This window comes from Pseudotamlana haliotis (assembly GCF_008806375.1).
Taxonomy (GTDB): domain Bacteria; phylum Bacteroidota; class Bacteroidia; order Flavobacteriales; family Flavobacteriaceae; genus Pseudotamlana; species Pseudotamlana haliotis.
Genome location: NZ_WAAT01000050.1, coordinates 311,768 through 326,831, shown reverse-complemented (window position 1 = coordinate 326,831; position 15,064 = coordinate 311,768). Strand labels below are relative to the sequence as shown.

The 15,064-nt window shown below is 33.0% G+C and carries 16 protein-coding genes; 2 read left to right on the top strand and 14 right to left on the bottom strand.

Features of this window, described 5'->3' with window-relative positions; genetic code table 11:
• Window positions 1-105: 105 nt before the first annotated feature.
• The 13 genes from F6U93_RS12760 to F6U93_RS12700 all read right to left on the bottom strand — a co-directional run bounded on the left by F6U93_RS12760 (window position 106) and on the right by F6U93_RS12700 (window position 12,510).
• Window positions 106-810 (bottom strand): response regulator transcription factor, encoded by a 705-nt coding sequence (locus F6U93_RS12760; RefSeq protein ID WP_150940419.1) that lies wholly within the window; start codon window positions 808-810, stop codon window positions 106-108.
• Window positions 811-814: 4 nt separating this feature from the next.
• Window positions 815-2,383 (bottom strand): sensor histidine kinase, encoded by a 1,569-nt coding sequence (locus F6U93_RS12755; protein WP_225312695.1) that lies wholly within the window; start codon window positions 2,381-2,383, stop codon window positions 815-817.
• A 63-nt stretch (window positions 2,384-2,446) separates the two neighbouring features.
• A complete protein-coding gene (gene coaE / locus F6U93_RS12750) occupies window positions 2,447-3,037 on the bottom strand; it encodes a dephospho-CoA kinase (RefSeq protein WP_150940417.1) in 591 nt (196 codons plus the stop codon).
• The gene (locus tag F6U93_RS12745) at window positions 3,034-3,993 is read right to left on the bottom strand and encodes a YbbR-like domain-containing protein (RefSeq protein WP_150940415.1); all 960 of its coding nucleotides are present in this window, start codon (window positions 3,991-3,993) and stop codon (window positions 3,034-3,036) included. The genes coaE and F6U93_RS12745 overlap by 4 nt, the downstream gene beginning before the upstream one ends.
• A 2-nt stretch (window positions 3,994-3,995) precedes the next feature.
• Entirely contained in the window at window positions 3,996-4,997 is a 1,002-nt protein-coding gene (locus F6U93_RS12740; protein ID WP_150940413.1) for a glycosyltransferase, read from the bottom strand.
• A gap of 146 nt (window positions 4,998-5,143) precedes the next feature.
• Complete coding sequence (locus F6U93_RS12735; RefSeq protein ID WP_150940411.1) at window positions 5,144-5,965, bottom strand: enoyl-ACP reductase FabI; 822 nt, start codon at window positions 5,963-5,965, stop codon at window positions 5,144-5,146.
• A gap of 60 nt (window positions 5,966-6,025) precedes the next feature.
• Complete coding sequence (gene recN, locus F6U93_RS12730) at window positions 6,026-7,678, bottom strand: DNA repair protein RecN (RefSeq protein ID WP_150940408.1); 1,653 nt, start codon at window positions 7,676-7,678, stop codon at window positions 6,026-6,028.
• A 65-nt stretch (window positions 7,679-7,743) separates the two neighbouring features.
• A complete protein-coding gene (porD, locus tag F6U93_RS12725; protein ID WP_150940407.1) occupies window positions 7,744-8,631 on the bottom strand; it encodes a type IX secretion system protein PorD in 888 nt (295 codons plus the stop codon).
• Window positions 8,631-9,836, bottom strand: a complete 1,206-nt coding sequence (gene coaBC / locus F6U93_RS12720; RefSeq protein ID WP_150940404.1) for a bifunctional phosphopantothenoylcysteine decarboxylase/phosphopantothenate--cysteine ligase CoaBC — start codon at window positions 9,834-9,836, stop codon at window positions 8,631-8,633. The genes porD and coaBC overlap by 1 nt, the downstream gene beginning before the upstream one ends.
• Window positions 9,837-9,845: 9 nt before the next feature.
• A complete protein-coding gene (locus F6U93_RS12715) occupies window positions 9,846-10,175 on the bottom strand; it encodes a DNA-directed RNA polymerase subunit omega (RefSeq protein ID WP_150940403.1) in 330 nt (109 codons plus the stop codon).
• Between the two features lie 12 nt (window positions 10,176-10,187).
• Window positions 10,188-10,988: an outer membrane protein assembly factor BamD gene (locus F6U93_RS12710; protein ID WP_150940401.1), complete on the bottom strand. Its 801-nt coding sequence runs from the start codon at window positions 10,986-10,988 to the stop codon at window positions 10,188-10,190.
• Between the two features lie 118 nt (window positions 10,989-11,106).
• Window positions 11,107-11,985, bottom strand: a complete 879-nt coding sequence (gene dapA / locus F6U93_RS12705; RefSeq protein WP_150940399.1) for a 4-hydroxy-tetrahydrodipicolinate synthase — start codon at window positions 11,983-11,985, stop codon at window positions 11,107-11,109.
• Window positions 11,986-11,988: 3 nt separating this feature from the next.
• Window positions 11,989-12,510, bottom strand: a complete 522-nt coding sequence (locus tag F6U93_RS12700; RefSeq protein WP_150940397.1) for a DUF6913 domain-containing protein — start codon at window positions 12,508-12,510, stop codon at window positions 11,989-11,991.
• 190 nt (window positions 12,511-12,700) lie between these two features.
• On the opposite strand from F6U93_RS12700, the gene F6U93_RS12695 reads away from it, so the two are divergent.
• Together F6U93_RS12695 and F6U93_RS12690 are read left to right on the top strand one after the other, a co-directional pair.
• Complete coding sequence (locus tag F6U93_RS12695; protein ID WP_225312694.1) at window positions 12,701-13,327, top strand: 5'-nucleotidase C-terminal domain-containing protein; 627 nt, start codon at window positions 12,701-12,703, stop codon at window positions 13,325-13,327.
• A gap of 3 nt (window positions 13,328-13,330) precedes the next feature.
• Window positions 13,331-14,248 (top strand): bifunctional metallophosphatase/5'-nucleotidase, encoded by a 918-nt coding sequence (locus F6U93_RS12690; RefSeq protein ID WP_150940393.1) that lies wholly within the window; start codon window positions 13,331-13,333, stop codon window positions 14,246-14,248.
• Window positions 14,249-14,279: 31 nt separating this feature from the next.
• On the opposite strand, the gene F6U93_RS12685 is transcribed toward F6U93_RS12690, so the two are convergent.
• Window positions 14,280-14,996 carry a hypothetical protein gene (locus tag F6U93_RS12685; RefSeq protein WP_150940391.1) on the bottom strand — a complete coding sequence of 239 codons (717 nt, stop codon included), beginning with the start codon at window positions 14,994-14,996 and terminating at the stop codon, window positions 14,280-14,282.
• Between the last annotated feature and the right edge of the window lie 68 nt (window positions 14,997-15,064).

Here is a 15,064-nt window from a genome sequence, read left to right as displayed (position 1 = left end):
TATCATTAAAAAAATAGTGTTGAAAAACCTATATTAGGTTATGTCTCTCTGCAAAAAAAATCCAGCATAAAGCTGGATTTTTTATATTGAAACGGAATCAAATTTTTAGCTATTCACAACTAACCTAAAACCTTCACCGTGTATGTTAAGTATTTCTACTTTTTCATCTAATTTTAAGTACTTACGTAGTTTTGCAATATAAACGTCCATACTACGTGATGTAAAATAATTGTCATCACGCCATATTTTGGTTAGTGCCAATTCACGAGGCATTAGATCGTTTTCATGCAAGGCTAATAAACGTAACAATTCGTTTTCTTTAGGTGATAGTTTTACAGGGTCACCTCCTTGAAATTTTAAAAATCGTAATTTAGAATTTAAATCGAAATCACCAATTTTAAATTCAAACTGTTTACTATCAGAAATGGTTTCTGTAGCCTTACGTTGAATGATTGCCTTAATTTTCATAAGCAATACTTCACTATCAAAAGGTTTGTTTAGGTAATCATCAGCACCCACTTTATATCCTTTTAAAACATCTTCCTTCATGGTTTTAGCCGTTAAGAAAATGATTGGCACATCAGTGTTTTTTTCTCTTATCTCTTTGGCTAATGTAAAGCCATCCTTATAAGGCATCATAACATCTAAGATACACAAATCAAAATCATCTTTTTTGAATTTTTCGAAACCTTCCATACCATTTTTGGCATGTGTAACTTCGTAATCATTCATCATTAAATAATCTTTAAGAACTGTTCCAAAATTAGGATCGTCTTCAACTAATAATATTCTCTTTTTTTGCTCTTCCATGATATTACGATATTAACGGAAGCTTAATGGTAAATGTGCTTCCCTTGTCTTTTTCACTTTCTACTGATACATGACCTTGATGGTCTTCAACAATTCTTTTAACATAAGCCAGACCTAAGCCATGACCTTTTACGTTATGTATATTTCCGGTGTGTTCTCTATAAAATTTTTCAAACACTTTCTTCGCGGCTGCTTTACTCATACCGCTACCGTGATCTTTCACTTTTAATAATACGTTGGTGCCTACATTTTCAGTATACACCTCTATTTGTGGCGCTTCCGGAGAATACTTTATAGCATTATCCAGCATATTGACTATTACGTTTGTAAAATGCGTTTCATTGGCTAAAACCGAGGTTTTTTCAGCATTTAAAAACGTTTTAATATAACCTTGTCTATCTTCAACAATTAACTCAACATGCGTAAGCGCATCTTCAACAAGGTCGTGTAAATCAACTCTATCTTTATTAATATTAAGCTCATTTTTCTCTAATTTCGAAATTCTTAATACATTTTCAACCTGAGCATGCATGCGTTTGTTTTCTTCCTTAATCATAGAAAGGTATCTTACCACCTTTTCTTTATCATCTATGATTTTAGGATTCTTAATCGCATCTAATGCTAAATTGATGGTTGCTATAGGCGTTTTAAACTCATGCGTCATATTATTAATAAAATCGGTTTTAATTTCCGAAATTTTACGTTGTTTCACGAGTTGGTAAAGCGCTAGACCAGAAGCCAAAATTATAATTAGCGTAAACACGACCGATAAAGAAATCATACCTAAAACACCCGATAGGATAAACTTTCTATCATCTGGAAAATTCACTAATAACCTGTAAAGGCTACGGTTATTTTCATCATAAAATATAGGAACTCCAAAAGTAGCGTCTTCGTGATACTCAAAATTATCACTATGTACCTTGGTAGCTAAATCATTACCATAAATGGCAAATTCAAAATCGATTCCTATACCATACTTCTCAAGTTTTTCAGCTAATAAAGCTCTAATCTCTTCCTCTGAAACTCTTTTATGTACAGGTTTTCTTTTTAGGACTTCCTTAAAATTCTTTTCAAAACTTAATTTTTGAGCTTCATCAATGGTACCACTTCTAATAATTTTTGAAATCGGACTTTTCAATTCGCGATCTGTCGATTCACTATTACTATAAATTTCAGTACTTGAACTTCCTATGATGTTGGTTATATCAAGGCTATCTAAGCCAATATCAAAGAGCGATGAAGACAATTTAAAGTCTTCCTGCAATACATTACTTTTATAAATGAGTGTTTCTTTGGTCGTGTTATTTTTTCTATAAATTAACAATTGCGATACCGCCTCTTCATCTGCTTTCTTTTCTTTATCTAGGCTTAAGTATTCTGTAAAGTACTTTTCAAATTCGTTTTCTTCAATCGTGTTGGATACATTGTTTAAAACAGTTACCACATTTGATTTAAAACGATTCCTTTCATTCTTAACAGAATCATTAATATAATAAGCCTGAATACTAATGATACCAATTAAGGATAAACTCATCAGTATGATTAGTAAGATAAATATCCGTTTACTCATTCGGTCAAAATTAACATTTTAACATTAAAAATCTTATCATTTAACCTTACATTAACAAAAATGTTAAAATTTAAGATTTGCTAAAATTTCTTCATTAATTTTTATGACTTTCATTCTAGTTTCTTCTAAAACTGTGTTAAAAACTACAAAATCTGAAAGTTCGCACTTCCTTTCTTCAGGCCATTGATTCTTCATAATAGCCTCTATCTTTTCAACGGTCGTATCATCACGCTTTAAAAGGCGTTCCATACGCAATGCTTTAGGAGCCGTAACACTAATCACATAATCGCAGGTCTTATGGCCTCCATTTTCAAATAATATAGCCACTTCTTTAATCACATAAGCGGTATTCTGTTTTGTAGCCCAGGTTTTAAAATGTTCAGCAACTCGTGGGTGTACAATAGCATTCATTTTTTCCAGATAAGACTGGTCGTTAAAAATGATATCTGCTATAAATGCCTTATTTAGAGCGTTATTAAGATAAGCTTTTTCTCCAAATAATTCAATTAATTCTTCTTTGATGATTGTAGATTCGGCCATTAATATTTTAGCCTCTACATCTGCAATATAGACTGGAACGTCTAAATCCTTGAACATTTTTGCCACGGTGGTTTTCCCTGTGCCTATGCCTCCTGTAAGTCCGACTACAATCATTTTTTTATAATAAATTCTATACGTTGCTGATTAATTTTGGAGTGTTTAGCGATTTTTGGCACTTTTTTCAACTCTGGAATAAGGAAAGATTGATCAGTATTTAATTTTTTAAAATCACAGATAACTTCAAAATCTTTTTCAGAAATACGTTCAAAATCAGATAAACTAACATAATATGACACGTTAACTTCCTTTGGAAAATAATTAATAGCCATATCTTTAGGCGCATTAATAACACGAACTGGAATTTTTAAGGTCCCTTCTGTAAATTTTTCAACAGTTCCTTTTAAAACAACTTCTTTCACAGAAAAATCTAAATCTGAAACATTTTTCGGAAGCTTTAATGATAAACGCTCGTTCAAATTAGACCTCACATTGTTCATTTTTTTAGCCTCTGTTTCTAAGAAGTTAATTTTATTTACCAAAATATCAGCTCCAACCACAACCACAGAGTCTGGTTCTAAAGTAAGTTCGGTAGAAGCATTATAACCTAAACTATAATTGATGTCTGCTTTTATCTTAACAGGAACCTTTTTTACCAAATTAACCCCATACCTAAAAGCAATGCGTTCGGGTGCTATGCTTAAAAGTTCAACTTCCTTATCAAATTGTGTATTCTTTAAGTAGGATTTGGTTTTATTATAAACAAAAACCTCGGGTTCTTTACGCACATCATTGGTGAAATTTACCACGACTTTAGGTTCAGTAAAATAGTACTTCATCCATCTAAATCCGTGCGTTTTTAAAGTAATATCCATGGTCACCGAATCATCTAAGATCACATATTCTTGAGGAATATTAACCTTTTCTATTTTAAAAGGAATGGTATCTGTGTAACTTTTAGAAAGTTTAGAAATAATTAAGATGACAAAAGATGACAATAAGAATACAAGAAACACATTAATTCGTTTATTCTTTATGGAGCTTAATATTTTAGATTTTATCTGGTCAAGCATATTTATTTAAAAAATAATTTAGGAAAATACGTTTTTGGATTTTTTTTCTGAACTGAAACCACCCAAGTAGATTTGAGAAACCCATAGCCATAACCAAAGAATTGAATCAAAATTGCGGGGATAGCTAACAAAGCAACTACTAAACTTTTAGAATTAACAAGTGCTAAAACGAAGGCTGTAACAAAGTACAACATATAGGCTATAAAGAAGAATTTTATATTAAAAATCCAAAAACAAAGTGCTAGTAATAACCCGATACTAAACACTGACGGAAACCAATAAGTTAACTTTTTAGTTTCAGGATGCCAGGTATTCAAAATAGGCCGTACTAACCCAAATTTATTCACCTGAATATAGAATTTTTCCCAAGAAATCCTGCGTTTATGATATACGAAGGCTTCAGAAATAAGTTTTGTTTTGTAGCCCAGGTTCCATAATCGAATAGACAAATCAGGGTCTTCTCCAGGGTGGATGTTCCCAAACCCTTTAGAACTTTCAAAAGCTTTTTTTGATAAGCCCATATTAAAGCTTCGAGGTTGAAATTTATCAACACTCCCCTTTCCTCCTCTAATTCCTCCGGTTGTAATAAAAGAAGTCATTGAGAAGTTTATCGCTTTCTGAAGGTTTGAAAAAGACTCATGAGCGGCATCAGGACCTCCAAAACAATCTACATATTCTGTTTTCAAGCTCTTTTCAACTTCAATAATATAGTGTTTAGGCAGAATACAATCGGAATCCAAAATGATAAAGTAATTCCCTTTAGCCTTTTGCATGCCGTAATTTCTAGAATCACCAGGCCCAGAGTTTGGCTTAAAATAATAGGCAATGTTCAATTTACTTTGAAAAGCCTTCACCACGGGCTCAGATGATAATGTCGAGCCATCTTCAACAATAACAATTTCAAAAGGTATATTTCCTTCTAAGGCTTCAAAACTTTCTAAAAGCTCTTGAATTTCATCGGGACGATTATAAACCGGTATAATAAATGAATAGGCTAAGGTCATATTACAAAAATAAAGAAAGCTTCAGCAAATAAATATTTATAGCAAGATAACTTCATCTTAAGTTTAAGAAAATAATACTATCAGGGCAGGTTCATAAACAAAAAAGCCACCATTAACGGTGGCTTTTTAATTAAAATTATATATTGTTACTCTTGTTCGTTTTCAACAAAAGCACTCATTACCGCAGTACTAACTCCCATATTACTAAAACCTCCATCATTATAAAGGTTTTGTAAAGTCACTCGTTTTGTTAAATCACTAAAAAGTGACACGGTATAGTTTGCACAATCTAAAGCTGTTGCGTTACCTAGTGGTGACATTTTATCTGCATAAGAAATAAAACCATCAAAACCTTTAACCCCACTACCTGCCGTTGTAGGTGTTGGTGATTGAGAAATCGTATTTACTCTTACATTTTTATCCTTTCCGAAGAAATACCCAAAACTACGTGCAATACTTTCTAAATATGCTTTATTATCAGCCATATCATTATAATCAGGAAACACACGTTGTGCCGCCATATAGCTTAAAGCAACAATACTTCCCCACTCATTCATAGCATCAGACTTATAAAGTGTTTGCATTACTTTATGGAAGGACATGGCAGAAACATCAGTTCCCTTTTGTGTGAAATCATAATTTTGATTGGTATAATGATTTCCTTTACGTACGTTAATAGACATTCCAATAGAGTGTAAAACGAAATCTATTTTACCGCCTAGGATTTCCATAGATTTATCTACTAGATTTTGTAAATCTTCAAGGTTGGTTGCATCAGCAGGAATAACTTGAGCTCCTGTTTTTTCAGCTAATTCATTAATTTGCCCCATACGCATAGCAACTGGCGCATTGGTTAATACAAACTCACCGCCTTCTTCATGAACGCGTTCTGCAGTTTTCCAAGCAATTGAATTCGAGTCTAATGCTCCAAAAATGATTCCTTTCTTTCCTTTTAATAAGTTGTACATATATCTAGTTTCTATATTTTATAAATTTATTTTGCCGACAAAGATACTAATTAATAGTAATTAATTGAGTAATTCTTTAGCATGAGCAATGGCTGATGACGACATTTCTTTACCGCCTAACATTTGTGCGATTTCAACAATACGTTCGTCGTGATTTAAACGAATCAAATTAGTTTGCGTTTGGTTATCAACATCCTCTTTATACACTTTGAAATGTGAATGGCCTTTGGCTGCAATTTGAGGTAAATGCGTGATAGAAAACACTTGCATGGTTTTACTCATTTGCAGCATGATATCACCCATTTTATTGGAAATTTCACCAGAAACACCAGTATCAATTTCATCAAACATCATAGTTGGTAATTGAATATACTTGGCTAAAACCGATTTAATAGCTAACATAATACGTGATAACTCACCACCGGAAGCTGCCTTTTTCAATTCATTAAAATTTCCACCTTTATTGGCTGAAAACAGAAAGTCTAATACATCCTTCCCATTAGCATAAAATTCGTTACCTGATTTAGCTTCAATTTTAAACTGGGCATTAGGCATTCCTAAACTAGTTAAAATCGTTTCTAATTGCGATTTCAATTCTGGAATCACCTCAGTACGTTTCTTATGAATATTTTTGGCTATTTTATTTAGAATGGCCTCTTGTGCGCTAATTTCTTTTTCTTTTTTCTGAATGGTTTCATCTAAATTTTCAGTCACTGAAACCTTTTTTTCAAGAGTATCTCTAATTTCTATTAACTCTGAAACCGTTGATGACGCGTGTTTCTGCATCAAACTATGAAGCATTTTCAGTTTAGCATCTACAACTTCTAATCGGTTTGGATCAGCCTCTAAACTTTCCTGAAAATCATTCACTTCAGCAAACAAATCGTCCATTTCAATTAAACTGCTGTTGGCACGTTCAAATAAACCATTATATTTTGAAGAAAACCCCGAAAGTTTTTGAAATACATTTTTTAATGCGGTTAATGATGAAATCACGCCTATTTGCTCATCTTCTAATAATTGATAAGCTTCTGCGAGATTTTCCTTAACCCCTTCAACATTGTTTAAGGTTTCGTATTCTTCTTCTAAAGTCTCTAACTCACCGTCAACCAACTTCGCTTCTACCAATTCATTCAGTAAAAATGAATTATAATCGTGTTCCTTAATGGCTTCCGCTTTAAAAACTAGGAGTTCATCAATTTCTTTTTGAAGCTTTTTATAGGCTTTTAGCTCTACTTTATATTGCTGTAAATCTTCCTCATTATTTGCCAACGCATCAATTACCTGAAACTGAAAATCGTTACTGGTTAATTGCATGGTTTGATGCTGGGAGTGAATATCAATTAAACGCTCACCAAGTACTTGTAGACCGGCTAAATTTACTGGTGAATCATTCACGAAAGCTCTAGATTTCCCTGAAGGCAAAATTTCTCTTCTGATGATGGTACTCGCATCATAGTCAAAATCTTCAGCTTCAAAAAGGGCTTGTAGTTTATACTGAGACACATCAAAAACGGCCTCAATAACACATTTTTCTGAAGCATTTTTAAGACTACTCAAATCGGCTCGTTTACCTAAAATAAGCGATAAACCACCTAAAAGTATCGATTTTCCAGCTCCAGTTTCACCAGTTATGATGGAAAATCCGTTATTAAAATCGACTTGCATCGTGTCGATTAAAGCATAATTTTTTATAGAAAGAGATGTCAGCAAAGCGTATAAAATTTTTTAAAATAAAAAATAAATCTAGTGAATAGAGCTAAGAACGACCTTAGGTTTTAGTACTTAATATTTTGCCATTTGCTACTGTAAATAGGCGCCACTTTTTGAAGGGTTTCCTTAAGTTCGGTAATATTTACATTTGGCCCTTCAGTAAATATATCTTCAATTTCATCAGATTTAGCATCGAAGAACACACGTAATAAGAATGAATTCGGGCGACGGTTATTCATCGCATTAAATTCAAGAATACTAGAAGCAATCGCTTCTTTCCCAGCTCTTACGTTGGTATGCATTTCATCTAAACCTTTTCTGTGGTAATCGTATAATACTGATCTAAATTCTTTATACGTAGTAGATAAAATATTATCAATTAACGCAAATCTACTTTGTAAGCCGTCTTCAACCCTCCAACCTTTATGGTTACCTTGCTGGGAATAGTTGGTAATCACTTGGGCTTGTTTGTAATATTCTTGTCCGCCCTCCATAGAAAACGTATCCGCATCTAGCGCCAAAATCATATACACATGAAACGCGATTACAGAAATCAAATTAGATTCATACTGCGTTGGATTGTATATTAAGTTTTGATATTCTAAATAGGTGAAATTAAAATCTTTGTCATTAAAATTATATACAGGTGTGCTGTAGGAAGACCCGTAAATAGGACGTGAAGACTGTACTTGAATGGTGCCCTGAAAAGATTCTCCCACATAATTGCTCAGGTTTATCACCATACTGCAATTAATACGTTCCTGTGGTTTAAAAACCTTGCTTGTCCACTTTGTATTATTAACAAACTCGGTAACTTGCTTTTCTAAAGTATTAAAAATAGGAAAGTTTTCATTTCCTGTTTGTTGTGCATTAACAACAACGTTACAATTAAGTTCTTGTGAAAAACCTTGAATTCCGAGAAAAAGTAATAGTAAAATAAATAGGTTACGCATTAAATGTGTGATATTATTTTGCTTAATAAATCTGAAGCCACTTCTGCCTTAGTTTTCAAATCAAAGGCTGTAATATTTTGTTCTTCATCAATAAAAGTCACTTTATTGGTATCGCCTTTAAATCCAGCGCCTTTATCATTCAACGAATTTAAAACAATTAAATTTAAATTCTTTCTTTTTAGTTTTCCTTTTGCATTTTCAAGTTCATCTTGAGTTTCTAATGCAAAACCAACTAAATACTGTTGTTTCTTGATCTCACCTAAGGAAGCTAAAATATCTTTAGTTTTCTCCAGCTCTAATGTTAACGACGCGGTGTTCTTTTTTATTTTCTGTAGCTCAACATTTTTAGGTTTATAATCGGCAACTGCGGCAGATAAAATAGCGATATCAGTAGATTCAAAATACTCATGAACTGCATCGTACATATCTTGAGCGCTAACCACCTGAATAACATCTATTAAACTGTGTGATACTTTTTGAGATGTTGGACCCGTAACTAGAATCACTTCTGCTCCAAGGTTTGCTGCGGCTTTAGCAATTTCAAAGCCCATTTTACCGCTGGAATGGTTTCCAATAAAACGTACAGGATCAATGGCCTCATAAGTTGGGCCAGCTGTGATAAGTACTTTTTTATTTCTTAAGGGTAATTTCCCTAAAACATCTTGTTCAATAAAAGCAATGATATCTTCAGGTTCTGCCATTCTGCCCTCGCCTACTAAACCACTAGCAAGCTCGCCACTAGTAGCAGGAATCATAATATTCCCAAAACTATTTAATTGCTCAAAGGAATGTGCTGTTGTAGGGTGCTTATACATATCTAAGTCCATCGCAGGCGCATAATACACCGGACATTTAGCTGATAAATAGGTTGCTAATAAAAAATTATCGCATACCCCGTTGGCCATTTTAGAAAGTGTATTGGCTGTGGCAGGTGCAACGACCAGCAGGTCTGCCCAGAGTCCTAAATCGACGTGATTATTCCAAACCTCAGAATCTTCATATTCATTAGTAAAAGACGAATAAACTGGATTTTTAGATAGTGTAGATAATGTAAGAGGGGTAATAAACTCTTTAGATGCCGGAGTCATGACCACTTTTACGTTGGCACCAGATTTCACGAACAATCTAACTAGTGAAGCTGTTTTATAAGCGGCAATACCACCCGTAATGCCTAACAGTATGTTTTTGCCGCTTAAAATACTCATATAAAGAAATTATTCCTGAGAGTCTTCCTCAGTATTTCTAAAATAAATTTTATCAGTTAACCATTCTTGAACAGCTAACGCATGAGGCTTAGGTAATTTTTCGTAAAATTTAGAAACCTCAATTTGCTCTTTGTTTTCAAAGATTTCTTCAAGACTATCATTGTAAGTAGCAAATTCTTCTAACTTATCGATAAGTTCTTTTTTAATCTCTGTGTTAATTTGCTCTGCACGTCTTGCGATAATTGAAATCGATTCGTAGATGTTCTCTGTAGGCTCATCTATTTGATTTCTGTCGTACGTAATTGTATTAACTGGAGCGTTGGTTTTTTTTAAATCCATTGTCATTTGTATTTAACTTTGTGAGCTGTAATTTTGTAATTCTTCTTCTAATTCTATAGCAATGTCTTCAACATCCTCGATATGTTCTGAATCGGCATATTCTTCTTTAAACTCGATATAAAAATCTTTTGCCGCTTCTAAACGCATCTTTTTCTTTCTCTCAATACTATTAATAGCTAATTTATAAGCTGAATCTAACCTATAAAAATGAGCCTCTTCTTGAAAGGAAGACCCTGGATGTTCAAATATAAAATTATCAAACGACTTTATAGCCGCTTCATAATCTGAAATGGTATTATACTGTTTAGCAATTTCAAATGCTTTCTTTTCTAATTTAACAGACAGTTCTTTTGTTAGCGCATTAGCTTCTTCCACATAATCCGATTCTGGGAATAAATTGATAAACTCCTGAAGTTTATCAATAGCCTCAGTTGTCTGGCTTTGGTCCTTACTATAAACTGGCGACAGCTCATAATAGCTTTTTGCACTTAAATAAGAAGCCTCTTCTTTTTTTTCACTTTTAGGGTAACTCGAAGCAAATCGTTCTAACTGATAACCTGCAACGTAGTAATCGCCCATTTCATAAAACGATTTAGCATACAAATACATCAATTTTTCAGCCTGAGGTTTTCCTCTATAATTTGGAACGATTTGAGCAAAAAGCGTATTGGCCTTCCCATATTCGCCCTCATTATATAGCGTTTCTCCCATTTTGAATTTATCGGAAATATCTTCCGCCTTCAATGTCTTTTGATACTCGCTACAACTCGTTAAAACTGTGACTACTAGTAATAAATAAAAAAGCTTGTTCATAAATTTTTAAACAGAATGCAAAATTAAGTGATTAATATGGATTTTAAAAATATAATTTCAAAGCTAAAGTAATTGCTTAACCTCAGCAACTATAAGGTTTAAGTTATATTTAACAATACTAATGGTTCTCAACAAATGTTGCAATCTTCGATTTTAAAGCGTTTGATGCAGGAACAAGTGGTAATCTCACAGTATCTCTACATAAGTTTAAAGCTTCAAAAACACCTTTAATTCCGGCCGGATTATTCTCTTCAAAGATAAGTCCGATAACGTCAATCAATTTAAAGTGAAGTTTAAAAGCTTCTTTAGCTTCGCCTTTCAAACCTAAACGAATCATTTCTGAAAACTCCTTTGGAAATCCTTGTCCGATTACCGAAATAACACCCGCTCCACCGGCTAAAACAACACCAAGAGCCAAATCATCATCTCCTGAGATAATTAAAAAATCTTCTGGTTTATTTTTAATCAACTCATAATACTGAGACATGCTATTTCCAGCCTCTTTAACACCAATAATATTTTCAAAATCGTTTGCTAGTCTAATGGTTGTTTCGGCTTCAATATTTTTTGAAGTTCTTCCTGGAACATTATATAAAATAATATTTATAGGGCAAACTGCTGAAATCGCTTTAAAGTGCTGGTAAATTCCTTCTTGCGTAGGTTTGCTATAATAAGGTGCAACAGATAAAATAGCATCGATTCCACTTAAATCTGTATTTTTAATTTCATCGATAACTGTAGTGGTGTTGTTTCCTCCAATACCTAAAACCAAAGGTAAGCGTCCGTTATTTGCTTCAGAAATAATCGCTGTAACTTCCTTTTTTTCTTCTTTAGTTAAGGTAGCGCTTTCAGCGGTTGTACCACAAATTACAAGGTAATCTGTACCATTATCAATATTATAGTTTACAATATTGGTTAAGGCATCACGGTCTATACTTAAATCGGCATTAAATGGGGTTACCAATGCCACTCCAGTTCCTAGAAACTTACTATTCATGCTTTACTTAATTTTATTTAATATCCTTAGGTATTTAAAAAGTTCGGTTTTAAACACGCCAAATTCTTTTAATTCAGTTTTAATTATTAAATCGTTTAAACGCTCATCACTTTGCAAAACACCTATTTTAAATTTTGCTCTAGAGGCTACCGTTAACAATTTCAACTCTAAAATATCTTCCGTATAATAGCTAATCAGCACATCAAAATCAGTGTCTAAAAAACCTTGTAATTCTGCATTTTTCACTTGTCCGTTTCTACTGAAATCCGCTGAAGAATAACAATTATCAAAAACACCTAAATCATCCTTTTTTTGTTCTGAAAAGGTTATGATTTTAAAATTATTAGGCTGTACACCTGCTTCTTTAGCTATGCTTTCAAATAAAGCGAGTTCATCAAATTCATCTAGATTAATGAGTACCCCAAATGATTTTGCGACAAGGTTATTAGAGGTCACAACACGCTCTGATAACATATTATTAATTCGCTTTTTTATAGATTTTTCCTTAAAAACCTTTAAAATCATTTATCTTTATAATTTGCGCAAAGGTAGCAAAAGTACGTTCAATATTTAAGATTTAAGAATGAGGTTTACACATTTAATTTATTTGTTATATTTTTTCGTTTTTCTAAATTGTAAAAACAGTAAAGTTGAACTTTCAAAAATAGAAGGTTCTCAAATTCAAATCACTGACACTCTAAATGTTGACACTTCCGTGGAAACTTTTATTGCGCCTTATCGTGAACATATTAAAAAGGATTTAGACAGTGCTATTGCCTATGCAGCTGAAACCTATTCTAAAAATGACGGTGCATTAAATACAGCTGTTGGCAATTTAATGGCCGATATAGCATACGAACAAGCCAATCCTATTTTCTTAAAAAGAAGCGGCCATGACATTGATATGGTACTCCTTAATTATGGCGGTATTCGCTCCATATTACCCAAAGGTGATGTCACTAAAGGAACAGCATACAAACTCATGCCTTTTGAAAACAGTCTTGTTGTGGCAGCCATAAAAGGGAACCAAATTAATGATTTAGTAAACTATTTGGTGAAAGCTAAAAAAGCACACCCTATTGCTAAACTCAAAATTACACTTGATAAAGACGGGTCACTACTTGAATCTAAAATCAAAGGAGAAAATATTGACGCTAACAAAACGTATTATGTCGCTACCAATGATTATTTATATCAAGGTGGTGATGACATGACTTTTTTCCAACCCAATGATAGCCATTATACTTTAGACTATAAGATAAGAAATACACTTATTGATTATTTTATGAAAACAGACACCATTAATCCTGTTCGTGACGACAGATTCACTCAAATCAAATAAATTATGAAACGTAGAAATTTTATACAGCAAGCCACGGCAGGAACCGCTTTAGTTTCATTAGGAACTTTTGGATTACAATCTTTTTCAACCATAAATCAGGCTAAAAAAATCACCATCTTACACACTAATGATGTACATAGTCATATTGATGCTTTTCCAGATGATGACCCAAGAAATGCAAACAAAGGTGGTGTAGCAAGACGCGCTACTTTAATTGAATCGATTAGAAAAGAGAACCCGAACACGCTATTATTAGATGCTGGTGATATTTTTCAAGGCACACCATATTTTAATTATTACGGTGGTGAACTGGAATTCAAACTCATGAGTAAACTCAAATACGATGCTGCCACAATTGGAAATCACGATTATGATAATGGTATTGAGGGACTTTACGCTCAATTACCTCATGCTGAATTTGATTTTATTTCATCCAATTACGATTTCTCTAACACGATTATGGACACCCACACCAAACCTTATAGAGTTTTTAAGAAGGACGGTATAAGCATTGGGGTATTTGGTTTAGGTGTAGAATTGAATGGTTTAGTTACTCCCGCAAATTTCAAAGAAACAAAATACCTAGATCCCATTGAAATGTCTCAGGAAATGACTAGAATCCTAAAAGAAGAAAAAGGCTGCGACCTTATTATTTGTTTATCACATTTAGGGTATGATTATGGGGAAAACTCCAGTAAAATATCAGATTTAAAACTAGCCAAAGCTACCAAAGACATCGATTTAATTATTGGCGGACATACCCATACCTTTTTATCTAAACCAACAGTTGTAGAGAATATAGAAGGCAAAAACACACTTGTCAATCAGGTAGGCTGCTACGGTATTAATGTAGGACGCATTGACTTTTATTTTGATACAGATAAAAACAAATCTGCCAATGGCGTTTCCATATCAGTTTAATGCCAATTTAATTGTATAAGTTAAATATCTTTTAATCTAATTTGAACCGGGCTTCGACCCCTTCTTCATTAGAGAACTGCACTTGTTTATAAAAACAAAAGAATGCCGATAAGTTTAAAGTCATTGATAAAATATTAAGAACATCTTTTTCAACAATGTAAGTATGCGCAACCCAAATAACTTCTGAACAAACTATTAGCAGTGCCCCTAAAAAAAGATACATCGCCTTATTATTTTCCTTATGGATATAGTTTAAGAGCGCTAAAGACAAGAGTGCGACCATGACAATATTATACACTAGCTCAACACCGTATTCATAACTAGTTTCAACAAAAGGTTCAACAGTAGCCTGTAATACATAAACTAGGTAGATATCCAAAACTATTAAAATAGTAAAATAAATTTTAAACCGTTTTATCAAATAATTAAAATCACCAATCTTTATAATTTCTAACAGCAAGAAAATGTAAGCTAGTATATATAGAAAATTACCCAAGTGATAATATAGCCTGTAATCCATGGCTCCTACGAACAAGTCTAATAAATCGGATAACGCAAACAGCAGGATAAAACCTGTAAAATATATGGTTTTTTTTTCCTCAAAAACAAAATAACCCAGCGCTACTAAGGGCACTAAAAAAACTCCTAATTCATGAGCTCGCTCTGTATCTTGTTCAATGATTTGAAAATAGCCAAATAAAAGATAAACTATAGTAATAATAACCGCTAAAACCCCAGATTTCCACATAAAACGCAATTATATCTTAAACAAATATAACTGATTTCAATACATTAAATCTACAAAAAACACATTTT

Bases quoted from the DNA above. Each gene is read 5' to 3' on its own strand.
- coaBC (WP_150940404.1), bottom strand. From the start codon at position 9,836: ATGAGTATTTTAAGCGGCAAAAACATACTGTTAGGCATTACGGGTGGT.
- F6U93_RS12700 (WP_150940397.1), bottom strand. From the start codon at position 12,510: ATGATTTTAAAGGTTTTTAAGGAAAAATCTATAAAAAAGCGAATTAAT.
- F6U93_RS12740 (WP_150940413.1), bottom strand. From the start codon at position 4,997: ATGACCTTAGCCTATTCATTTATTATACCGGTTTATAATCGTCCCGAT.
- F6U93_RS12690 (WP_150940393.1), top strand. From the start codon at position 13,331: ATGAAACGTAGAAATTTTATACAGCAAGCCACGGCAGGAACCGCTTTA.
- F6U93_RS12710 (WP_150940401.1), bottom strand. From the start codon at position 10,988: ATGAACAAGCTTTTTTATTTATTACTAGTAGTCACAGTTTTAACGAGT.
- dapA (WP_150940399.1), bottom strand. From the start codon at position 11,985: ATGAATAGTAAGTTTCTAGGAACTGGAGTGGCATTGGTAACCCCATTT.
- F6U93_RS12685 (WP_150940391.1), bottom strand. From the start codon at position 14,996: ATGTGGAAATCTGGGGTTTTAGCGGTTATTATTACTATAGTTTATCTT.
- F6U93_RS12715 (WP_150940403.1), bottom strand. From the start codon at position 10,175: ATGGATTTAAAAAAAACCAACGCTCCAGTTAATACAATTACGTACGAC.
- F6U93_RS12745 (WP_150940415.1), bottom strand. From the start codon at position 3,993: ATGCTTGACCAGATAAAATCTAAAATATTAAGCTCCATAAAGAATAAA.
- F6U93_RS12760 (WP_150940419.1), bottom strand. From the start codon at position 810: ATGGAAGAGCAAAAAAAGAGAATATTATTAGTTGAAGACGATCCTAAT.
- F6U93_RS12755 (WP_225312695.1), bottom strand. From the start codon at position 2,383: ATGAGTAAACGGATATTTATCTTACTAATCATACTGATGAGTTTATCC.
- porD (WP_150940407.1), bottom strand. From the start codon at position 8,631: ATGCGTAACCTATTTATTTTACTATTACTTTTTCTCGGAATTCAAGGT.
- coaE (WP_150940417.1), bottom strand. From the start codon at position 3,037: ATGATTGTAGTCGGACTTACAGGAGGCATAGGCACAGGGAAAACCACC.
- F6U93_RS12735 (WP_150940411.1), bottom strand. From the start codon at position 5,965: ATGTACAACTTATTAAAAGGAAAGAAAGGAATCATTTTTGGAGCATTA.